This is a genomic window from Hymenobacter coalescens, assembly GCF_054783195.1.
Genome location: NZ_BAAGRA010000002.1, coordinates 69286 through 90864, shown reverse-complemented (window position 1 = coordinate 90864; position 21579 = coordinate 69286). Strand labels below are relative to the sequence as shown.

Sequence of the window (21579 nt, the reverse complement as noted above, 5' to 3'; positions counted from 1 at the left end):
CTTCTCCGTAGGGGCTTGACTTGCCTGCTCGCCAGCCTGGAATGTTGGATGGTTGCAAACGCGGGCGCTGCTCCCGCTGCCAACGGTCATTTCTGTACCTTGTGCCAAAATATTCGTAGGCGAAGCGGGCCCGCTGCCCACTATTGCAGCCTTCGCGGCCGATGCGCCCCGTTTTTCCTCCTGCGCCTTAACTGCATTATCCGCTGCTTGGCCACATGAGGGCCGGGCATTTTCCATTGCCCGTCCGACTCTGCCATGTCAGCCTTTCCGCCCACCGTCGTTCCCATCTTACCCCAACTTCCCAAAGCCCCCACGGGCATCGATGGCCTTGACGAAATCACCGAAGGCGGCCTGCCGCTGGGACGCCCCACCTTGGTCTGTGGCAGCGCCGGCTGCGGCAAGACGCTCATGGGCGTGGAGTTTCTGGTGCGGGGCATTACCCAGTTCGGCGAGCCAGGCGTGCTCATGGCTTTCGAAGAAACTGCCGAGGAACTCTCGGCCAACGTGACCTCCCTGGGCTTCGATTTGCAGGCCATGCAGGCCGAGGGCATGCTCCGGATCGACCACGTGCACGTCGACCGCTCCGAAATCGAAGAAACCGGTGAGTACGACCTGGAAGGCCTTTTCATCCGCCTGGGCTACGCCATCGACAGCATCGGCGCCAAGCGCGTGGTGCTCGACACCATCGAGGCCCTGTTTTCGGGATTTCCTAACCAAGGCGTGCTGCGCTCCGAGATTCGGCGCCTGTTTCGCTGGCTCAAAGAAAAGGGCGTCACCACGGTCATTACGGCCGAGCGCGGCGACGGCTCGCTCACGCGCCAAGGTCTGGAAGAGTACGTGTCTGACTGCGTCATCCTGCTCGACAACCGGGTGATTGATCAGATTACCACCCGCCGCCTGCGCATCGTGAAGTACCGAGGCAGCACCCACGGCACCAACGAATACCCTTATCTGATAACCGAGGACGGCATATCGGTGCTGCCCGTCACGTCCCTGAAGCTGGACCACGAAGTGTCGGACGAAATCGTGTCGTCGGGCATTCCGGCCTTGGACGATATGTTTGGGCGGCAGGGATTCTACCGCGGCAGCAGCATACTGATCACGGGCACCGCCGGTACGGCCAAAACCACGCTGGCGGCCGGCTTTGCGCAGGAAGTATGCCGTAAGGGCCAGCGCTGCCTGTTTTTTGCCTTCGAAGAGTCGCCGCAGCAGCTGGTGCGCAACATGCGTTCGGTCGGCATTGAACTGGGCCGTTACCAGGAGGAAGGCCTGCTGCGCATCGAAGCCTCGCGCCCCACGCTCAACGGCTTGGAAAAGCACCTGGTCACGCTGCACAAGCTCATCGGTGAGTTCCGGCCCGACGCGGTGGTGATTGACCCGATCAGCAACCTGATTACTGTGGGCAACATCTCCGAAGTGCGCAGCATGCTCACCCGTTTGATCGATTACCTGAAGGTCAACGGCATCACGGCCCTGTTTACTTCCCTGCTCAGCGGCCGCAACGTGCAGCAGGAAATGACCGAGGAAGGCGTCTCATCCCTGGTGGATACCTGGATCAGCGTCCGCGACCTGGAAGGCATGGGCGAGCGGAACCGCGGCGTCAGCATCCTCAAGGCGCGCGGCATGGCCCACTCCAATCAAGTGCGCGAGTTCGTGGTAACCGAACACGGCATTCAGCTGCTCGATGTGGTCATCGGACCGGCCGGTATCGTGACGGGCGCCAGCCGCCTGACCCAGCAGCTGCAGGAGCAGGCCCAGGCCCATGCCCTGCAGCAGGAAATGGAGCGCAAGGACCGGGAGCTGGAGCGCAAGCGCCGGGTGCTGGAGGCTACCATTGCCAACCTGCGCACCGAGTTCGAATCGGTGGAGGAGGAACTGCGGCAGATCAACAAGGAGGAGCTATTGCGCCAGCAGCAGTTGACCTCGGGCCGCCGCCACATTGCCGGCGGTACCCCCCCGAACCCGGCCGCGAATTCGGCTGAATAGCCCTACCACTCGTAAGACTGCATTATGGAACCGGCCCAGGCCACATCACTACCACCCATGGACGAGGAAATCTGGGAGCTGCGCCTGTACGTAGCCGGGCAGACGGCCAAGTCCGTAATGGCGCTGGCCAACCTCAAAAAGTACTGCGAGCAGCACTTGAAAGGGCGTTACCAACTGGAAGTTATCGATCTGCTGCTCCACCCGCAGCTGGCCGAAGGCGACCAGATCTTGGCCATTCCGACGCTGGTGCGCAAGGTGCCCCAGCCCATCCGTAAAATCATCGGCGACCTGTCGAATCAAGAGCGCGTTCTGGTCGGGCTGGATATTCGGCCGGTCGACAGCAAATAGCCGCGCATGGAGCCCGAGCAACCCGCGGAAACCACCGGCCCGGAGTACGTGCTGCACCTGTACATCACGGGAGCCACCCCCAACTCCACGCGCGCCGTGCGCAACATCAAGGAGGTGTGCGAGCAGTACCTGAAGGGGCGCTACGAGTTGTTGATCGTGGATATCTACCAGCAACCCGAATTGGCCGGTCCCGAGCGAATCATTGCGGCACCTACGCTGGTCAAGAAAAGCCCCGGCCTGAAGCGCTTTCTGGTGGGCGACCTGTCGGACCGCCGCCGGGTACTGCTGCTGCTGGGGCTTTACGACGAAGCGGCCAACGAGGAAATCGGCCATGAATAACTCCATCCCCTCCGCTGACGCGCTGGCGCGTGACAATGCGGAGCTGCGCCAGCGCCTGTACGAGGCGGAAGAGCTGATTGCGGCTATCCGGACCGGGGCGGTCGACGCGCTGGCCGTGCAGGGGCCGGAGGGGCCGCGCATCTTCACGCTGGAAGGCGCCGACCAGGGCTACCGCACCCTCATCGAGCAGATGAACGAAGGGGCCGTGCTGCTCAGCGACGACGACACGGTGCTCTATTGCAACGCCTGTTTTGCGTCGCTGCTGGGCCAGTCGTTGCAAAGCGTCATCGGCATGAGCTTCAGCGACTTCGTGCCGGCCGATTTTCGGGGCTATTGGCACGGGCTTCGCACGCAGGCCTGGAACGGCAAAAGCAAGGGCGAAATGCCTTTGCAGGCCCTGAATGGTATGCAGGTGCCGTTTGCCCTGGCCCTGAACGTGCTAACATTTCACGAGGTCCCCGTGCTGGCCCTCATCGTTACGGATGTATCGGCCCAGCGGGAAATTAGCATTATCCGCGCCCGGGTGGCGGCCCAGAACGCGCTGATCAACCGCCAGGGCGAGGAGTTGCGCACCCAGGCGCTGGCCCGGCAGGCGGTGGAACAGGCCGCCGCCGAAACGAGCCGTATTCTGGAGGGCATCCCGCACATTGCGTGGACGGCCGATCCGGCGGGCCGCAACACCTACCTTAATCGCCGCTGGTTCAGCTACACCGGGCAGGACGTGCAGGCCGACCCGGCGCACCGCTTCAGCGACTTGATTCACCCCGACGATTTGGCTCCGGCCGTGGAGCGCTGGCGCCAGAGCATTGCCACCGGGGAGGCCCTGGAAGTGCAATGCCGCATCCGCGGCAAGGACGGCGAATACCGCTGGATGCTGGGGCGGGCGCTGCCCTCGCGCAACGAGCAGGGTGAAGTCATCCAGTGGATCGGCACCTACACCGATTTGCACGAGCAAAAGCTCGCGCAGGACCACATTGCGCAGGCCCAGCAGCAGCTGAGCAGCAACAACGAGCAGCTCACCCGCATCAATGAGGACCTGGATAACTTCATTTACACGGCATCGCACGATCTGAAAGCCCCCATCAACAACATCGAGGGGCTGCTGCAGGCGCTGCTGCCGGAGTTGCCGGTCGAGTTGGCCGCCAGCCCGTCGGTGCAGCCGCTGCTGGTCATGATTCAGGATTCGGTGGACCGCTTCAAGCGGACGATTGACCACCTGACGGAGGTGACCAAGCTGCAGAAGGAGCAGGAGCAACCGGCCGATGAGGTTAACCTGATTACGCTGATTCGCGAAGTGTCGCTGGACCTTTCCCCGCTGCTGCAGGCGGCCGACGCCCGCGTGGAGGTGGCCGTGAGCAGTTGCCCGAATATCTCGTTTTCGGAGAAAAACCTGCGCTCGGTGGTGTACAATCTGCTCAGCAACGCCGTGAAGTATCGCCACCCCGACCGACGGCCCGAAGTGCGCATCGCCTGTCACTCTACGCCGCAGCACGTAGTTCTCAGCGTGCAGGACAACGGCCTGGGGCTGCAGGTGGCCAACAATACGCGCCTGTTTACCATGTTCCAGCGTTTTCACGACCACGTGGACGGCTCCGGCATTGGGCTGTACATGGTCAAACGCATCATGGAAAACGCCGGCGGCCGCATCGAAGTGGAAAGCCAAATCGGCGCCGGCTCAACTTTTTCCGTCTATTTCCCCCGCTAGCCCGTATGGGCAGTGCCGCCTGCACCCGTTGTGCCGCTTACTTTCCCCAGACATGCCTAAGCTCGCCTGTGTTCTGCTCGTTGATGACGACAACACCACGAATTACTTAAACCAGCTGCTGCTCAAGCGCCTGGACGTGGCCGAGCAACTGCTGGTGGCACTCAACGGGCAAGAAGCCCTGGAAACGCTGCAGGCGCATTGCAGCGAAGCCACCGCGCAGCACCCTGTACTGGTGCTACTAGACGTGAAAATGCCCGTAATGGATGGGTTTGAGTTCATGGAGGCTTACGCCGAGCTGCCCCTGGCCCGGCAGGGCAACGTCGTGGTGGTGATGCTGACCACGTCACTGCACCCGCAGGATGTGGAGCGCATGCACCGGCTGAGCTCGGCCGGCTTCATCAGCAAGCCGCTCACCAAGGAAAAAGTAGACGACATTCTACAGCAGCATTTTGCCTAAGTCGTAGCCCTGCGCCGGCTCTGGCGCACGATACGCCTCTTACAACGCAACCCGCGACGGGCAGGTCAATCCTGCTTGTCGCGGGTTGTACCGTTTTCGTGAGGTGAATCCATGGCCGGGGAAGATTGATGCTTTGCTAATATAGTTAGTTCGCCTGCGGCCTTTTTCACGGTCTGCCAAGAGGTAAGCCAGCTTTTGGGCAAATATATCTAAGCGCAAAGCTGGGAAAGACTAAAAAAATTAGGAACTTTATCGTCGTTTACGGGCTTGGATATTGTTGTGCTCTGCGCAGCAAACGGTATTTTTGGCGGCCCCCGGCGTGCCCGGATAGCTGCCGGCGTACCGCGCTTGGCTTATCCTCCTGGCCGAAGCTCCTGGCCCAGCATGTTATCTGTTGCTTTTGCGTTTCGCCCATGAGGTAATCGTACGTTTTCACGCCGGTGCACTAAACCTGCCCCGGCCTTGTTTTGAGGAGCCTTCGGCGGCTGGTTGGCCGCCGGGGAGAGGTACAAGAACATAACCGTGGCCGACGCCACCCCCCGCGAGTGTCAAACGACAACCACACCCCCGACGAGCAGAACCTGAACGGACAAGACCCCGAGTTGTTCGGCGTCGGGGATACCATTGATTTTGGGGCCGCACCCGCCGCGGCCGATGCCCACGAGCTGCCAGCTACGGACCCCGAAGCTCAGTTAGAGGACAATCTGCCGGCCGAAGCTGATGAGCTGGGCGGCGGTGACGAGGAAGAGGCCGGGCTTGTCGTGCAGGTAGAAGAAGCCGAGTTCAAGCCCGGCGAAACCATTCACGACATCAGCTCCATCGGCGGCATGTACCAGAACTGGTTTCTGGACTATGCCTCCTACGTGATTTTGGAGCGCGCCGTACCTGCCATCGAGGACGGCCTCAAGCCCGTGCAGCGCCGCATCCTGCACGCCATGAAGGAGATGGACGACGGCCGCTTCAACAAGGTGGCCAACGTCATCGGGCAGACCATGCAGTACCACCCGCACGGCGACGCCTCCATCGGCGACGCCATCGTGAACCTGGGCCAGAAGGACCTGCTGATCGAAACGCAGGGCAACTGGGGCGACGTGCGCACCGGCGACGGCGCGGCCGCGCCGCGCTACATCGAAGCGCGCCTCTCCAAGTTTGCCCTCGACGTGGTGTTCAACCCCGATACCACCGAGTGGCAGGCCAGCTACGACGGCCGCAAGCGCGAGCCGGTGACCTTGCCGGTGAAGTTTCCGCTGCTGCTCGCGCAGGGCATCGAGGGCATTGCCGTGGGCCTGTCCACGAAGATCATGCCCCACAACTTCCGCGAGTTGTGCAAGGCTTCCATCGACGTGCTCAAGGGCCGCGACATCGTGCTGTACCCAGACTTCCCGACGGGCGGCCTCTGCGACGTATCGAACTACAACGGCGGGCTGCGCGGCTCCAAGCTCCGCCTGCGCGCCACCATCGAGAAGTTCGACAAAACCATGCTTGTCATCCGCGACGTGCCCTACGGCACGACGACCACCGGTGTGATGGAAAGCATCGTGAAGGCCTCGGAAGCGGGCAAGATCAAAATCAAGAAGGTGGTCGACAACACCGCCGCCGTGGTCGAAATCCAGGTGCACCTGCCCACGGGCGTGTCGCCGGACCTCACGATGGACGCGCTCTACGCCTTCACCGACTGCGAAATCAGCCTCTCGCCCAACACCTGCGTCATCATCGACGAGAAGCCGCGCTTCGTGGCGGTGGAGGACATGCTGCGGCTGAGCACCCAGAAGACCCTGCGCCTGCTGGAGCGCGAGCTGCAGATCCGGGAAGAAGAGCTGCAGGAAAAGTGGCATTCGGCCTCGCTGGAGAAGATTTTCATCGAGAACCGCATCTACCGCCGCATCGAGGAGTGCGAAACCTGGGAGCAGATCCTGGAAACCATCGACGCGGGGCTGAAAAAGTACGTGCGCATCGCGGGCGAGAAGGAAAAGGCTAACGACACGCGCATTGTGCTGCGCCGCGCCATCACGGAGGAAGACCTGACGCGCCTGACGGAAATCCGCATCAAGCGCATCTCGAAGTACGACGGCTTCAAGGCCGACGAGTACATCCAGAAGCTGGAAACGGAGCTGGCCGAGGTGGCCGACAACCTGGCCAACCTCACGCGCTACGCCATCCGCTACTTCGAAGGCCTGCTAAAGAAGTACGGCGACGCCAAGGAACGCAAGACCGAGCTGCGCACCTTCGACGTGGTGACGGCCCAAAAGGTGGCCGTGGCCAACCAGAAGCTCTACGTCAACCGCCAGGACGGCTTCGTGGGCCACGGCCTGAAGAAGGACGAGTTCGTGTGCGACTGCTCCGACCTAGACGACATCATTGCCATTAAGCGCGACGGCACGTTCGTGGTGACCAAGATTGCGGAGAAAACCTTCGTCGGGAAGGACATCCTGCATGTGGGCATCTACAACAAGAACGACGACCGGCTGGTGTACAACATGATCTACGTGGACGGCCCCTCGCAGATCAGCTACGCCAAGCGCTTCCTCGTCACGGGCATCACCCGCGACAAGGCGTACGACCTGACCAAGGGCGGCAAGAACTCCAAGGTGCTGTACCTGACGGCCAACCCGAACTCCGAATCGGAGCTGGTGGCCGTGCAGCTCTCCGACAAGGCCCCGGCCCGCGTGAAGCAGTTCGACTTCGACTTTGCTGAGCTGGCCATCAAGGGCAAGGGCTCGATGGGCAACATCGTGACCAAGCAGCCCGTCAAGAAGATTACGCAGAAAGCCCTTGGCGACTCCACGCTCGGCGGCCGCGAAATCTTCTTCGACGAAGTGGTGGGCCGTCTCAACACCGGCGGGCACGGCCGCTTCCTGGGCACTTTCGACACGGACAACACCATTCTGGTGGTGTACAAGGACGGTTCCTACGAGCTGACACCGCCCGACCCGGCTATTCACTTCGAGGTGCGCAACATCGTGCTGCTGCGCAAGTTTGAGCCGGATACGGTCATCAACGCCGTGTACGTGGAGGGCGAAACCAAAACGCACTTCGTCAAGCGTTTCCGCGTGGAGACGAGCACCGTGGCCAAGCGCTTCCTTTTCATCCCCGAAACCAAAGGCACGCACTTGGTGTGCGCCACCTGCGGCGTGGTACCCGAAATCGAGGTGAAAGTGCAGAAGGAGAAGAAAGGGGAGAAGCTCACCGAGCGCATCCACCTGCACGAGTTCATCGACGTGAAGGGCTGGAAGGCCATGGGCAACAAACTCAACTACTTCAAGGTGCTGAGCGTGGAGCTGCTCACCGACGAAGGACCCGAGCCGGAGCGCAAGGCCCAGACCCGCAAGAAAGGCCCGGCCACCATTCCGCGCCCGGCCGCCGCGCCTGCGGCGGAGGCCGAGCCGCTGCCCGAGCACGACGGCCCGGTGGATATTTCGCCCGAGGAAGTGGAGCGTGCCCAGGCGCTGCTGCAACGCCGGCCCAAGTCGCAGATGACGCTGTTTTAAGGCAACGCATCCCGGCGGGTACCCGTTAAACTGCGGCCCGGTTCCCCTGTCTGCCCCTGGCCGACGGGTGGAGCCGGGCCGCGGTTCGTTGCAGCTTTTGGGCTCAAAGTCCGTATCTTACCCTCAGCAGCCTTTCCTGCCTTTACCCGCGTATGCTTACCTCGCGTCATCGTTCATCCACCCTGCGCCGCCTGACCCTGGGCCTGGCTTGCTGGTGCCTGACGACTGCCGGCGCCCGGGCCGACGACCCCAAGGACGGCCCCGCTAAGCCCACGTCCGTGGATGTGGCCGCGTTGCTGAAAGAGGCGCGCAGCCTGCAACTGCAGTACCGCGAATCGGCCGCCCTGGCCCGCTATGAGCAGGTGCTGGGTGCTTTTCCCCGCAACTACGACGCCCTCTGGCAGGCGGCGGTGCTGAGCCTGAATATCGGCAGCCGCTACACCGACGAAAGCCGCCGCGGCGCCTACTACACCTCGGCCCGGCAGTACGCCGACCGGGCCTACGCCGTCAACCCCAAGGGCGGGGAAGCCAATTACGCCGTTGCCCTGACCCTGGCGCAGCAAGCCACGATTCGCAGTGCCCGCGACCGGCTCAGCCTCTTCAAGAGCATGAAGCCTTACATCAACCGGGCTGTGGAGCTAAGCCCGAACATGCCCGAGGCCTGGCAGGTAATGGGGCGCTGGAATTACCGTGTGGCGCACCTGAACCTGGTGGAGCGGGCCTACTGCCGGCTGTTTCTAGGCGGCCCGCCTACCGGCGCCTCCAATACCCGCGCCATGGAAGCCCTGCGTAAAGCCCGGGCGCTGGATCCGTGCCGCATTCAATTCTGTTATGACCTGGCCCGCGTGTACCAGAATCAACGACTGCACCAAGCGGCCGTGGCCGTGCTCCGAGAAGCTGCGGAACTGCAGCCCATGACCAGCGAGGAACTGGAAATGAGCCGCCGGTGTCGCAAGCTGCTGGAGCAGTTGGAACGCTTCTGAGCCCCTTGCCAAGCTGAATTCGGGCCGTCCAGCCGGCTCGGCTTTTCTTTTGCCCACGTGCATTCGGCTTGGCTGCTATTGCGTATCTTACTAGCAGGTGCGGATTGGCCATTGTCGCGCCGCCAGTGTAGTATGGGCCCGTCGGAATGTAAGCGGATACAGCTGTGGCTTGCAGCAGGGGCGCTGCTGCTGGCAGGGCCGGCTGCAGCCCAATCCGACGCGGATACGGCTGAGCAGCTGCGCCGCGACCTATTGACCGGACAAGGAGAAACCACCGTGCTGGCCGGGCAGGTGCAGCGCTTCTACGCCAGCGTCGGATTCGCGCCGGTATGGACGGATACTGCCGGGCCTCTGCCCGCCGCTACGGCCGGGCGGAAGCTGCTGCTGCTGGCCCGGGAGTACGGCCTCAATCCGGTCAGCTTTTCCGCGGCCGCTGATGGCGCACTGCTGGATTCACTGCGGCCGGTTGGGTCGGCGCGGGCGCAGCTGCGCCGCCGCGCCGCCGCCGAAACTCAGCTGACCGAAGCCCTGCTGCAGTTTGTCAGCCAGCTGCGGCGCGGACCGCTGCTGCCGGAAAGCCTGCTGCCCGCCACCTGCGCGCCTGACTCCCTCTTCGATCCGGTTACGTGGCTGCACACCGCGCGGCGCAGCAAGGACTTCACCCGCGAGCTGCTGGCCGCGCAGCCCCGCAGCCGCAGCTACGTGCGGCTGGTGTGGGCCTGGCAGCGCCTGTGCCGCACCGACACGGCCGCAGCCCGGCGCGTGGGCTGGCAGGTCGCCGCCAACCTGCAGCGCCTGCGCTGGGAACCAGCCGCCGATACGGCGTATCTGGTCGTCAATATTCCGGCTTATTCGCTGCAGGTTGTGCGCGGGTCGGCCGTGGTTCGCACTTTCCGCGTGGTGGTGGGCGGCCCCGCAACGCCCACGCCGGAGCTCAGCAGCCGCGTTCGGTTTTTCCAGACTTCCCCCGAATGGAAAGTGCCCCGCAGCATCGCGACCCGGGAAATGCTGCCCCAACTGCGTCGCAACCCCGGCTACATGGACGCCAACAACTACGTGCTCTACGACCGGCAAGGGCAGGTTGTGAACCCGCGGCGCGTCGATTGGAAGCAGGTCACCGCGGAATCGTTCCCCTACACCATCCGGCAGGCTGCCTACGGCGACAACGCCTTGGGCAACGTGGTATTTCGCTTTCCCAACGCCCACGACATCTTTGTGCACGATACGCCCTCGCGCAAGTTCTTCAACAAGCCCGTGCGGGCCCTCAGCCACGGCTGCATTCGCCTGGAAAAGCCCTTGCAACTGGCCGTCTTCCTGCTGCGCCGCGACTACGCCGATAAGCCCGAAAAAGGCCAGCGCCTCGTGGAACGCATGTGGGACAGCGTCTACGGGGGATACAGCAAGTACTTTCCCTTGCGCTACCCCATTCCCATTCATATCCGCTACCTCACCTGCCACGCCGACGACGGCCCCGCGCTGCGCCACCTAGCCGACGTGTACGGCCGCGACGCGGCGCTCATCCAGGCCCTGCAAACCACCCACCGCGAGCTGCCGTCGGCGGACGCCCGCTGATGCTGCGGCGTAGCGCGAGCGAGTCCGTACCTTTGCGGCCTCGCTTTTGCTTTCACCTTCCGTGTTTCGCCCCTGCCTTCGTTTGCTTGTTGTCGCTCTGAGTCCCTTCGTGCTGGCCTGCGGAGAGGCTGCGTCCGACGAGGAGCACCCCGATACGATGGTGGACCTGCGCACGGTGCGCAGCGGGCCCGACATCCAGGCGGCCGAGCTGAACGGGGCCATTGCCCGGCAGCCGCGTAACCCCGTTCTCTACGCCCGTCGCGCTGCTTTTCGGGTGGAGGACGGCCAGTTGGAAGCCGCGCTGGAAGATATTAACCGGGCCATTGAACTCGACGACGACGCGCCCGGGGAGTTCTTCCTGACCAAGGCGCGCGCGCTGCGGGCGCAGGGCAAGTTGCAGGCCGCCATCGACGCGGTGGCCCAGGCCCAGCAACGCGGCTACAACCCGCCCGAGCTGCACCTGCTGCTCGGCGAAACCAATCTGGCGGCCCGCCGATATTCCACGGCGCTGGATTACCTGGACCGGGTGCTGCGCGAAGACGCCGACAACGCCGCGGCGCTGTTCTACAAGGGGCTGGTGTATTCGGCCCTGCGCGACACCGTGCAGGCCCTCGATTACCTGCGCGCCAGTGCCGCCCGCGCCCCGCGCCAGCCCGAGGTGCTCCACCAGACAGCTTACCTGCTCAACGCCAACCGCCAGCCCCAGGCCGCCGCACCCTACATCGAAAGCGGCCTGCGCATCGACCGCAGCTACGCCGCGCTGTGGTACGACCGCGGCCGCGTGTTCGATTTCGCCGGCCAGCCCGATAGCGCCGCTCGCCAGTACGCCCGGGCCACCCGCCTCGACAGCACCCTGTACCGCGCCGATTACCGCCTGGGGCTTTACCACTACAAAAACAAGCGTTACGCGCAGGCCATTCGCCCGCTGAGCCGGGCGCGCCGCCGCAGCCAATATCTGCCCGATGTGGGCCTGATGCTGGCCGAGAGCTACGAATGGGTGGGGCAAACCCAGGCTGCCTGGATTGCCTACCGGGCCCTGGTGAAACAGTTTCCCGGCAACCGCCACTACACGTACAAAGTCTGGAAAGTAGGCCAGCGCCTGCCCGACAGGCAGCTGGACTCCCTGAAGCTGGTGTACGGGGCGCCTCCCTTGCCACAGCCCCGCCGCGTGCCGGCGGCCGCCCAACCCGATCTGGAGCCGTTGGAAGTCAAGCCCCTGACCTTGCCGACTCCCACCAACTGACGCACGCGCCGCTACCGAGGCGCTTCGGCAAGCCAAGGCCATTTCTGCGGCAGCGCGCGGTTTCTGCGGCCGAAGCTGCTAACTTGCGGGCTACTGCTTTTTTGCACGTTTTTATATGATTAACATCACGCTCCCCGACGGCTCCGTGCGTCAGTTCGAAGCAGGTGTAAGCGGCTACGACGTGGCCGCTAGCATCAGCGAAGGTCTGGCCCGCAACGCCCTGGCCGTGCGCGTAGGCGGCGAAGTCCGCGACCTGCACCGCCCCATCCAAGACTCCGCCAACCTGGAGATTCTCACATGGAACGACGAGGCGGGGAAAAATACCTTCTGGCACTCTTCGGCCCACTTGCTGGCCGAGGCGCTGGAAGCCTTGTATCCCGGCATCAAGTTCGGCATCGGCCCGCCCATCGAAAACGGCTTCTACTACGACGTGGACCTGGGCGAAGGCCGCAGCATCGGCCCCGACGACTTCGCCAAGATCGAGCAGAAGATGCTGGAGCTGGCCAAGAACAAGAGCCGCTACGAGCGCCGCGAGGTGTCGAAAGCCGACGCCGTGGCCTACTTCACCGAGAAAGGTGACCCGTACAAGCTGGACCTGCTGGAAGGCCTCGAAGACGGCAGCATCACCTTCTACGAGCAGGGCAACTTCACCGACCTCTGCCGCGGTCCGCACATCCCGGATACCTCGACCATCAAGGCGGCCAAGCTGCTGAACGTGGCCGGGGCCTACTGGCGCGGCAACGAGAAGAACAAGCAGCTCACGCGCATCTACGCCATTACTTTCCCCAAAGACAAGGAGCTCAAAGAGTACCTGCACAAGCTGGAGGAAGCGCGCAAGCGTGACCACCGCAAACTAGGCAAGGAGCTGGAGCTGTTTGCGTTTTCGGAGCGGGTAGGAGCGGGCCTGCCGCTGTGGCTGCCCAAAGGCACCGCTCTGCGCGAGCGGCTGGAGCAGTTCATGCGCCGTGCCCAGGTGAAGGCCGGCTACCTGCCCGTCGTCACCCCGCACATCGGGGCCAAGGAGCTGTACGTGACCTCGGGCCACTACGAGAAGTATGGCGCCGACTCGTTTCAGCCCATCAAGACGCCAAACCCGGGTGAGGAGTTCTTCCTCAAGCCCATGAACTGCCCGCACCACTGCGAGATTTACAAGACCAAGCCGCGTTCCTACCGCGACCTGCCCCTGCGCCTCGCGGAGTTCGGCACGGTGTACCGCTACGAGCAGTCGGGCGAGCTGCACGGCCTGACCCGCGTGCGCGGCTTTACCCAGGACGACGCCCACATCTTCTGCCGCCAGGACCAGGTGAAAGAAGAGTTTATCAAGGTGATTGACCTGGTGCTCTACGTATTCCGCGCCCTCGGCTTCGAGGACTACACCGCCCAGATTTCGCTGCGCGACCCGGAAAACAAGCAGAAGTACATCGGCACCGACGAGAACTGGGCAGCCGCCGAATCGGCCATTCAGGAAGCCGCCGTGGAGCGCGGCCTGCGCACCGTCACGGAGCTGGGCGAGGCGGCCTTCTACGGCCCCAAGCTCGACTTCATGGTGCGCGACGCCCTGGGCCGCAAGTGGCAGCTCGGCACGATTCAGGTCGACTACAACCTGCCCGAGCGCTTCGAGCTGGAGTACGTGGCCCCGGACAACTCGCGTCAGCGCCCGGTGATGCTGCACCGCGCCCCGTTCGGCTCCCTGGAGCGTTTCGTGGCCGTGCTCATCGAGCACTGCGCCGGCAACTTCCCGCTGTGGCTGGCCCCGGAGCAGTTCATCATCCTGCCGATTTCGGAGAAGTACCACGACTACGCCCAGCAGGTGCTGGCCCAGCTGCAGCAGGCCGACCTGCGCGGCACCACGGATGAGCGCGACGAGCGAATCGGCCGCAAAATCCGTGACGCCGAGATGCAGAAGATTCCCTACCTGCTGGTGGTGGGCGAGAAGGAAGCCGAAAACGGCATCGTTTCGGTCCGCCGCCATGGCGAAGGCGACCTGGGCTCCATGCCCATCGAGCTATTCATTCGCAACTTCCAGGAGCAGGTGGAGGAAATGATGAGCGGCCGCGCCGTGGCCACTCATTCATAGTCCCTTTGTTATAGTATGATGCCTCATCAAGCAGATCTTGCTCATTTCGCATCTGGTGAGCGTCATAAGGTGGTGTAATCGATGCCTCCAATGGTAAATAGGGGCCCGGGAAACCTGCTGGCACCTTTACTTCTTGATTAATAAGAAGCCCGGTCGATGAGACTGGGCTTTTTTGTTGGACGGTCTTGCTGGTCAAGATGACAATGGGAGCAAATAGAACTAATCCTACGCATCAGCCGTTAAAACCCTTGCAGCCCGCCGGAAACCGCGTTTTCGGCGGGCTGAATTTTGTCGTTCGGGAAAATAGCCGGATATTCGCCCGCTCAAATAGTTGGCGACGCTGATTGTCAGTTGCTTTCCGGCTGTTGACCCGACCAAGTTTCACCTAAACCGATAGTCCTATCAGAACCCCCAACCGCCGCCTCCCTCCGCGTCAAGTGGAGGAGCCGTTCAAAATCAATGGCAAGATTACGGCCCGCGAAGTCCGCCTAGTCGGCGACAACGTGGAGCAGGGCATATACCCCACCGACCAAGCTCGCCGCATGGCGGAGCAGCAGAGTCTGGACCTCGTGGAGATTTCTCCCACGGCCGTCCCGCCGGTATGCCGCGTTATCGACTACTCGAAATTCAAGTACGAGCAGAAGAAGCGCACCCGCGAGATGAAGGCCAAGCAGACGAAGGTGGTGGTCAAAGAAATCCGTTTCGGACCCAACACCGACGACCACGACTTTGCTTTCAAGCTCAAGCACGCGCAGGAATTCCTGCGGGAAGGGGCTAAGATCAAAGCATACGTGCACTTCGTAGGCCGTTCCATCGTCTTCAAGGAGCGCGGCGAAATCCTGCTGCTCAAGTTTGCCCAGGCCCTCGAGGACCTGGCCAAAGTAGAGCAACTGCCCAAGCTTGAAGGCAAGCGCATGTTCCTGTACCTGGCGCCCAAAGCCGTGGTCGTGAAGCCTGCCGGCTCGCCCGCCCCCAAGCCTGCCGCTCCGAAGGAAGCCGGCAGCAAGGAGGCTGCTCCTAAGGCTCCGGCTTCCAACGAAGCCGCTGAATAAGCACCTCTGCGCGGCGTGAGCCGCTCCGATGTTCAGGCGAGCCGGCCCTAGGCAGCCGGCCGCCGTTGTTTTACCCTTCAACCTTTTCTACAATGCCGAAAGTAAAAACCAAGTCCGGCGCCAAGAAGCGTTTCTCGCTCACCGGTACGGGCAAAGTAAAGCGCAAGCACGCGTACAAGTCGCACATTCTGACCAAGAAGAGCACCAAGCGCAAGCGCAACCTGACCCATGTCACCCTGGTTAGCTCTGCTGACATGAACCGGGTGAAGGACATGCTGGTCCTCTAAGCGGCGGCTCGTCTCCCGCTGAATTCTTTTTTTCAACCCGGCGTCCGGTTATTCGCCAAGCCGCTTAACCAGTAAGCAGGCACCGGCCGCCAAAAACAAGTAGGTTATGCCAAGAAGCGTCAATAACGTGGCCTCGCGCCACCGTCGCAAAAAGGTAATGCGTCTGGCCAAAGGTTACTTCGGCCGTCGCAAGAATGTCTGGACCGTTGCCAAGAACGCGGTCGAGAAAGGTCTGCTGTACGCCTACCGCGACCGTAAAGCCAAGAAGCGCGATTTCCGTGCCCTGTGGATTCAGCGTATCAACGCTGGTGCCCGCATCCACGGCCTGTCGTACTCGCAGTTCATGGGCGGCCTGAAAAAGGCTGGCATCGACCTGAACCGCAAAGTTCTGGCCGACCTCGCTTTGAACCACCCCGAGGCATTCAAAGGCATTGTGGAGAAAGTAAAGGCCTAGCCTTATCTCTTCGCGCAACAAAAAAGCCCGACCGTTGTGGTCGGGCTTTTTTGTTGCGCGAAGATCTGCAATACAAGCTCATGTTGAAGGCCTATCAACGGTGCTTCGGCAGCAATTGCGCAACCTGCCTTGGCGTAGAGCACAGATATAAGTCGATCGGCCTTGCCGCACCTGCAAACGAGCGCCCCATAGGTGGGCATAACAGCACGTTTTCGTAAAAGCGCAAATGGCAAGAGCGGACGCTGCTACAGAAGCCTGCGCGCACTTTCGCTGCGTTTTCTGGCTGATCGGTGGCCAAATCGTAGCTCTGGTACTGCTCGGGCACTATTTCCCGGAGACGAGCTGGTAGCAAATAAAAGCAGCCGGTCCATTTTTGGACCGGCTGCTTCTGCTGTAGCGGGGACGAGAGTTGAACTCGTGACCTCAGGGTTATGAATCCTGTGCTCTAACCAACTGAGCTACCCCGCCCTGATTGGTGGTGCAAAGGTAAAGCGAAGATTTAACCTCGTGCAAGCGTTGCTGGAAAAAAAACCCGTGTATCTTGCCGCAAGTCGCCAATCTGGCTGAAACCCAGGGTGCCTAATTTTCTGCTTTCCGCACTTCCTATGCCCATTTCTGCTACTCGCTCCAAACATCGCTTCGTGCAGGAGTACCCCGTCAACGCGTCGGCGAAAATTCTTTACCCGTACTTGGCCTCGGCTACGGGCTTGCGCCAGTGGTTCTGCCAAGACGTGCAGATGATCAATCCGCACATCTTTAATTTTGTGTGGGACAATCAGCCCCACATGGCTGAGCTGACCTCACAACGCACCAACCGCTCAGCCCGGTTTGTGTTTCTGGGTCCTGAGCGGCGCCACATGCCCGATGCCAATTACCTGGACTTTACGATCGAGTCGTCGGAACTGACGCAGGAGGTATTTCTGCGGGTGGTAGACTACTCGGAGGAAACCGACGACATCGAGCTACAGGAAATGTGGGATAACCTCGTGCAGAACCTGCGCGAGTTGGTAGGAGGCTAAGCCACTTTTTTAATTGAGCCTGCGTTTGAGAAGGAGTGGAACCGTTCCGGTCGGACGGTAACCGCTCCTTTTTTGTTGTTTGCTGGCCTCGCCTGCGAAGCGGGGCGTACCTTTGCGGCCGTTTTCAGTGTTTTAGCGCTGTTGTTCGGCTCTCGTTAGCATGAAGAAACTCGATAAGCTTATCCTGCGGGCTTTCATTGGCCCTTTCCTGCTCACGTTTGCGGTGGTGGAGTTCGTTTTCCTTACCCAAACGATGATGAAGTACATCGATGACTTGGTGGGAAAGGATCTGGGCACGGGGGTGCTGTTACAATTGCTGATGTATTTCAGCGTGCTCATTGTGCCTATCTCGCTGCCTTTGGCCGTGCTGCTCTCGTCGCTGATGACCTATGGAAACTTAGGGGAGCACCACGAACTAACTGCCATCAAAACGTCGGGCGTTTCCTTACTGCGCATTCTGCGGCCGGTGTGGCTGTTTAGTGCCGCGTTGGCGGGCTTTGCTTTTTGGTTCAACAATACCATCGTGCCCAAGGCCAACCTGAAGGCCTATAGCCTGCTCTGGGACGTGCGTCAGCAGAAACTGGCCCTGGACATCCGCCCCGGCGTCTTTTACAGCGGCATTCCGGGCTACACCATCAAGGTCAATAACAAAGCCGGCGAGAACGGGGAGAAGCTCTACGGGGTGATGATCTACGACCACAGCGGCAACAGCGGCAACGTGGCCATGGTACTGGCCGATTCCGGCCGCATGGCTACGCGTTACGACGGGCAGTACCTCGCGCTGGAACTCTTCAACGGTCGCAAGTACGTGGAGCAGCCCACCGCCCGCGACCGGTCCGGCGCGGGCTTTGTGCAGCAGAAATTCGACCGTACCGACATCATCTTCTCCCTGGCTTCCTTCAGCCTTGACCGCACGAAGGAGGACTTGTTCAAGGAAAACAAGATCATGCTCACCCTGCCCCAGCTGCAGGGCTTCGTGGATTCCATGCACACGTTTCTGGCCAAGGAGCGGCAACTGGCTGCGGCGCAGATCAACCCCTACTTTCTGTACCAACGGCTCGATACTTCCGGGCAACGCTCGGACGTGCGCACGGCTGCTTGGCAGGTGCCAAGCACCAAAGTGGCACCCATCAACAACAATACTTTGGAAAGCGCTGCCAGCCGCGCGCGCAACATGAAGGCTTTTCTGGGAAGCTACTCCGAGCGCCTGAGCAGCACGGCCCGCGAAGCTGGGAACTACCGTATTGAGGTATTTCGCAAGTACACGCAGTCGGTGGCCATCCTGGTGATGTTCCTGATCGGCGCCCCGCTCGGTGCCATTATCAAGAAGGGTGGGTTGGGAGTGCCGGTGCTGGTGTCTATTTTGTTTTTCATCATCTTCTACGTTGTCTCTATCATCGGCGAGAAGTACGGCCGCGAGGCCGTGATGCCCGTGGGCCTGGGCATGTGGATGTCGAACGTGGTGCTGCTGCCCGCCGGGCTGTTCTTTCTCTACCAAGCCCGCCGCGACTCCAGCCTCTTCGAAGTCGACTTCTGGCTGCGCCTCTCGCGCAAGCTGCCGAAGTGGTTTGTTCGCAAGCCCGCGCCCGTCACCACAGCCGGGTAGGTCGCCGGTTGCACCGGCGCCGCCGCACCAAGCAGCTTGCGGTTGCGTCTTCGAATTGCCCAATCACCCGAATATTTCCTTACCTTTGCGCCACGCCTAGCTATGTTGCCGGCGTATTCTCTTTTTCACACTTTTTAATCCAAGACGGGGCTTTCTCCCTATCTGCCGATGAAACTCACTACCGAAGCCAAGCAGGCTATCTTCGAACAGCACGGCGTTGCCAAGACCAAAACCGACACCGGTTCGGCCGAATCGCAAATCGCGCTGTTTACCACGCGTATCTCGCACCTGACGGAGCACTTGAAAGTCAACAAGAAAGACTTCTCGACCCGTCTGGGCCTGCTCAAGCTGGTAGGTAAGCGCCGTCGTCTGCTGAACTACCTGCAGCAGCGCGACATCAACCGCTACCGCGCCATCATCAAGGAGCTGGGCATCCGCAAGTAACCCACTCCAGAAAGCAGGGAGCCCGCCGGCCGGGTTCCCTGCTTTTTTTGCGTTGCCCGGCACCCTCGGTCTGCCGGGCACGTTAGTTTTAAATGAGCCGGATACGCCGGACGTCTTGCTGAGTTCGTCCGGCTTCGCTGCCCACACGCTGTCAATCACCCAAGCTACCCCTGAAGGAATGCCTCCTTACAACGCGGTTACCAAACACATTACCCTGCCCGACGGTCGGCAGATCTCCCTCGAAACCGGCAAGCTGGCCAAGTTCGCCGACGGCGCCGTCGTCGTGCGCCTCGGCGACGCGATGCTGCTGGCTACGGTTGTCTCGCAGCCCTCGCAGCGCGAAGGCGTGGACTTCCTGCCGCTGTCGGTGGACTACCAGGAGAAATTCGGCGGTGCCGGCAAGATTCCCGGTTCGTTCCAGCGCCGCGAAGGCCGTCTGTCGGACTACGAAGTGCTGGTTTCCCGTCTCGTAGACCGCATCCTGCGCCCGATGTTCCCCAAGGACTATCACTACGAGGTGCAGGTAATGATTTCGCTGATTTCGGCCGATAAGGACGTACAACCCGATGCCCTGGCCGCCTTGGCTGCGTCGGCCGCCCTCTCGGTTTCCGATATTCCCTTCGCTGGCCCCATCTCCGAAGTGCGCGTCGCGCGCATCGACGGCCAGCTGCAGATCAACCCCAAGACCGCCGACATTGCCCGCGCCGACATCGACCTGATCGTGGGTGCCACCATCGACTCGGTGGCCATGGTGGAAGGCGAGATGAACGAAGTGAGCGAGGAAGAAATGGTGGAAGCCATTGCCTTCGCCCACGAAGCCATCAAGGAGCAAGTGCGCGTGCAGCAGGAACTCGGCCAGGCCGTAGAGAAGTCGCACGTGAAGCGCGAGTACCCCAAGTACGACGAAAACGAGGAGCTGAAGCAGCAGATTAACGAAGCCGTGTATCAGGCTGCGTATGAGGTGGCTAAGTCGGGTAACCCGAGCAAAGCCGGCCGCAAGGAAGGCTTTGGCGCCATCAAGAAGCCGCTGCTGGAAAAGCTGCTGGCTGAGAACCCCGAGCTCGACCTGAAAATGTTCGGCCGCTACTACGGCTCGGCCGAGAAGAAGGCCATCCGTGACATGATGATCAAGGAGCGCACCCGCCTCGACGGTCGTCAGCTGACGGAAATCCGCCCCATTTGGTCGGAGGTGAACTACCTGCCCGGTGCCCACGGCTCGGCCCTGTTCACCCGCGGTGAAACCCAATCGTTGACTTCGGTGGCCCTGGGCACCAAGCTCGACGAGCAGATTGTGGACTCGGCCATGGTGTCGGGCTACAACAAGTTCCTGCTGCACTACAACTTCCCGGCCTTCTCGACCGGCGAGGTGAAGCCCAACCGCGGCCCCGGCCGCCGGGAGGTGGGCCACGGCAACCTGGCCATGCGCTCCATCAAGAAAGTGCTGCCGTCGGAAGACGAAAACCCCTACACCATTCGCGTGGTGTCGGACATCCTGGAGTCGAACGGCTCCTCGTCGATGGCTACCGTCTGCGCCTCTTCGCTGGCGCTGATGGACGCCGGCATCAAGCTCAAGGCCGCCGTTTCGGGCATTGCCATGGGTCTGGTGCAGGACAAGGAAACGGGGGAGTACGCCGTGCTGTCGGACATCCTAGGCGACGAAGACCACCTCGGCGACATGGACTTCAAGGTAACCGGCACCGAGAAGGGCATCGTGGCTTGCCAGATGGACATCAAAATCCAGGGCCTGTCGAGCGAAATCCTAACCAAAGCGCTGCACCAGGCTCGGGAGGGCCGCCTGCACATTCTGGGCGAAATGGCCAAGACCCTGGCCGCTCCGGCCGAGGACCTGAAGCCCCACACCCCGCGCTCCACGAAGATTCTGGTCGACAAGGAGTACATCGGCGCCATCATCGGCCCGGGTGGCAAAGTGGTGCAGCAGATCCAGAAGGACACCAACGCGACCATCACCATCGAGGAGAAGGACGAGAAGGGCCACGTGTACATCTACACCTCGAACGCCGACGACATGGCTGCTGCCGTGGGTCGTATCCGCGGCATCGCGGCCACGCCGGAAGTAGGCGAGACCTACAGCGGCACGGTGCGTTCGATCCAGGCGTACGGCGCGTTCGTGGAGTTCATGCCCGGCAAAGACGGCCTGCTGCACATCTCCGAAGTGAGCTACGACCGTCTGCCCTCGCTGGAAGGCGTGCTGACGGTGGGCCAGGAAGTGAAGGTGCAACTGGTAGAGGTTGACAAGAAAACGGGCAAGTTCCGCCTGTCGATGAAGAGCCTGATGCCGAAGCCGGAAGGCTACGTAGAGCCTTCGGAGCGCCCCGAGCGTCCCGAGCGCGGTGACCGTCCGGACCGCGGCCCGCGTCCCGACCGCGGCCCGCGCCCGGAGCGTGGGGAGCGGTCGGACCGCTACCAAGGCAACCGTTAATTCGTAGGAAGGCAGTCGTATTACGACGGTGCGAACTTTCGGTCAGGAGGTGCTGTTAGGCCCTTCTGACCGAGGTTCC

At 61.8% G+C, this 21579-nt stretch carries 16 protein-coding genes, 1 tRNA gene and 1 pseudogene; 17 read left to right on the top strand and 1 reads right to left on the bottom strand.

The window, feature by feature from the left end; translation table 11 throughout:
• Positions 1 to 255: 255 nt before the first annotated feature.
• The 13 genes and pseudogenes from kaiC (at position 256) to rplT (ending at position 15991) form a co-directional block, all read left to right on the top strand.
• A complete protein-coding gene (gene kaiC / locus ACYVKQ_RS01530; protein WP_460574885.1) occupies positions 256 to 1986 on the top strand; it encodes a KaiC family protein in 1731 nt (576 codons plus the stop codon).
• A 24-nt stretch (positions 1987 to 2010) separates the two neighbouring features.
• Positions 2011 to 2334 (top strand): circadian clock KaiB family protein, encoded by a 324-nt coding sequence (locus ACYVKQ_RS01525; RefSeq protein WP_460574883.1) that lies wholly within the window; start codon positions 2011 to 2013, stop codon positions 2332 to 2334.
• A gap of 6 nt (positions 2335 to 2340) precedes the next feature.
• The gene (locus ACYVKQ_RS01520) at positions 2341 to 2673 is read left to right on the top strand and encodes a circadian clock KaiB family protein (protein WP_460574881.1); all 333 of its coding nucleotides are present in this window, start codon (positions 2341 to 2343) and stop codon (positions 2671 to 2673) included.
• Positions 2666 to 4378 (top strand): ATP-binding protein, encoded by a 1713-nt coding sequence (locus ACYVKQ_RS01515; RefSeq protein WP_460574879.1) that lies wholly within the window; start codon positions 2666 to 2668, stop codon positions 4376 to 4378. The genes ACYVKQ_RS01520 and ACYVKQ_RS01515 overlap by 8 nt, the downstream gene beginning before the upstream one ends.
• Positions 4379 to 4430: 52 nt before the next feature.
• On the top strand, positions 4431 to 4835 hold the full coding sequence (locus tag ACYVKQ_RS01510; protein WP_460574877.1) for a response regulator: 405 nt from the start codon (positions 4431 to 4433) through the stop codon (positions 4833 to 4835).
• A gap of 761 nt (positions 4836 to 5596) precedes the next feature.
• Entirely contained in the window at positions 5597 to 8323 is a 2727-nt protein-coding gene (locus ACYVKQ_RS01505; protein WP_460575178.1) for a DNA gyrase/topoisomerase IV subunit A, read from the top strand.
• 152 nt (positions 8324 to 8475) lie between these two features.
• Positions 8476 to 9306, top strand: coding sequence for a tetratricopeptide repeat protein (locus tag ACYVKQ_RS01500; RefSeq protein WP_460574876.1), 831 nt, complete (start codon positions 8476 to 8478; stop codon positions 9304 to 9306).
• A gap of 252 nt (positions 9307 to 9558) precedes the next feature.
• Positions 9559 to 10878 carry a L,D-transpeptidase family protein gene (locus ACYVKQ_RS01495; protein ID WP_460574875.1) on the top strand — a complete coding sequence of 440 codons (1320 nt, stop codon included), beginning with the start codon at positions 9559 to 9561 and terminating at the stop codon, positions 10876 to 10878.
• Positions 10879 to 10960: 82 nt separating this feature from the next.
• Entirely contained in the window at positions 10961 to 12121 is a 1161-nt protein-coding gene (locus tag ACYVKQ_RS01490; RefSeq protein WP_460574873.1) for a tetratricopeptide repeat protein, read from the top strand.
• Between the two features lie 115 nt (positions 12122 to 12236).
• Positions 12237 to 14198 (top strand): threonine--tRNA ligase, encoded by a 1962-nt coding sequence (gene thrS, locus ACYVKQ_RS01485; RefSeq protein ID WP_460574871.1) that lies wholly within the window; start codon positions 12237 to 12239, stop codon positions 14196 to 14198.
• A 401-nt stretch (positions 14199 to 14599) separates the two neighbouring features.
• Positions 14600 to 15154: pseudogene (gene infC / locus ACYVKQ_RS01480) on the top strand (translation initiation factor IF-3); the annotation flags it as partial.
• A gap of 188 nt (positions 15155 to 15342) precedes the next feature.
• Positions 15343 to 15537, top strand: a complete 195-nt coding sequence (gene rpmI / locus ACYVKQ_RS01475) for a large ribosomal subunit protein bL35 (RefSeq protein WP_460574869.1) — start codon at positions 15343 to 15345, stop codon at positions 15535 to 15537.
• A 106-nt stretch (positions 15538 to 15643) separates the two neighbouring features.
• Positions 15644 to 15991, top strand: a complete 348-nt coding sequence (rplT, locus tag ACYVKQ_RS01470; RefSeq protein WP_111476759.1) for a 50S ribosomal protein L20 — start codon at positions 15644 to 15646, stop codon at positions 15989 to 15991.
• 394 nt (positions 15992 to 16385) lie between these two features.
• Here rplT and ACYVKQ_RS01465 read toward each other — a convergent pair.
• A tRNA-Met gene (locus ACYVKQ_RS01465) sits at positions 16386 to 16459 on the bottom strand.
• Positions 16460 to 16596: 137 nt separating this feature from the next.
• Here ACYVKQ_RS01465 and ACYVKQ_RS01460 point away from each other — a divergent pair.
• The 4 genes from ACYVKQ_RS01460 to pnp all read left to right on the top strand — a co-directional run bounded on the left by ACYVKQ_RS01460 (position 16597) and on the right by pnp (position 21500).
• On the top strand, positions 16597 to 17010 hold the full coding sequence (locus tag ACYVKQ_RS01460; RefSeq protein ID WP_460574867.1) for an START-like domain-containing protein: 414 nt from the start codon (positions 16597 to 16599) through the stop codon (positions 17008 to 17010).
• A gap of 160 nt (positions 17011 to 17170) precedes the next feature.
• A complete protein-coding gene (locus tag ACYVKQ_RS01455; RefSeq protein WP_460574865.1) occupies positions 17171 to 18616 on the top strand; it encodes an LptF/LptG family permease in 1446 nt (481 codons plus the stop codon).
• Between the two features lie 168 nt (positions 18617 to 18784).
• Positions 18785 to 19060: a 30S ribosomal protein S15 gene (rpsO, locus tag ACYVKQ_RS01450; protein ID WP_126695621.1), complete on the top strand. Its 276-nt coding sequence runs from the start codon at positions 18785 to 18787 to the stop codon at positions 19058 to 19060.
• A gap of 178 nt (positions 19061 to 19238) precedes the next feature.
• Positions 19239 to 21500, top strand: coding sequence for a polyribonucleotide nucleotidyltransferase (gene pnp, locus ACYVKQ_RS01445; protein ID WP_460574863.1), 2262 nt, complete (start codon positions 19239 to 19241; stop codon positions 21498 to 21500).
• Positions 21501 to 21579 lie beyond the last annotated feature (79 nt).

Coding starts and splice junctions, on each gene's coding strand:
- kaiC (WP_460574885.1), top strand. CDS start 256: ATGTCAGCCTTTCCGCCCACCGTCGTTCCCATCTTACCCCAACTTCCC.
- ACYVKQ_RS01525 (WP_460574883.1), top strand. CDS start 2,011: ATGGAACCGGCCCAGGCCACATCACTACCACCCATGGACGAGGAAATC.
- ACYVKQ_RS01520 (WP_460574881.1), top strand. CDS start 2,341: ATGGAGCCCGAGCAACCCGCGGAAACCACCGGCCCGGAGTACGTGCTG.
- ACYVKQ_RS01515 (WP_460574879.1), top strand. CDS start 2,666: ATGAATAACTCCATCCCCTCCGCTGACGCGCTGGCGCGTGACAATGCG.
- ACYVKQ_RS01510 (WP_460574877.1), top strand. CDS start 4,431: ATGCCTAAGCTCGCCTGTGTTCTGCTCGTTGATGACGACAACACCACG.
- ACYVKQ_RS01500 (WP_460574876.1), top strand. CDS start 8,476: ATGCTTACCTCGCGTCATCGTTCATCCACCCTGCGCCGCCTGACCCTG.
- thrS (WP_460574871.1), top strand. CDS start 12,237: ATGATTAACATCACGCTCCCCGACGGCTCCGTGCGTCAGTTCGAAGCA.
- rpmI (WP_460574869.1), top strand. CDS start 15,343: ATGCCGAAAGTAAAAACCAAGTCCGGCGCCAAGAAGCGTTTCTCGCTC.
- rplT (WP_111476759.1), top strand. CDS start 15,644: ATGCCAAGAAGCGTCAATAACGTGGCCTCGCGCCACCGTCGCAAAAAG.
- ACYVKQ_RS01460 (WP_460574867.1), top strand. CDS start 16,597: ATGCCCATTTCTGCTACTCGCTCCAAACATCGCTTCGTGCAGGAGTAC.
- ACYVKQ_RS01455 (WP_460574865.1), top strand. CDS start 17,171: ATGAAGAAACTCGATAAGCTTATCCTGCGGGCTTTCATTGGCCCTTTC.
- rpsO (WP_126695621.1), top strand. CDS start 18,785: ATGAAACTCACTACCGAAGCCAAGCAGGCTATCTTCGAACAGCACGGC.
- pnp (WP_460574863.1), top strand. CDS start 19,239: ATGCCTCCTTACAACGCGGTTACCAAACACATTACCCTGCCCGACGGT.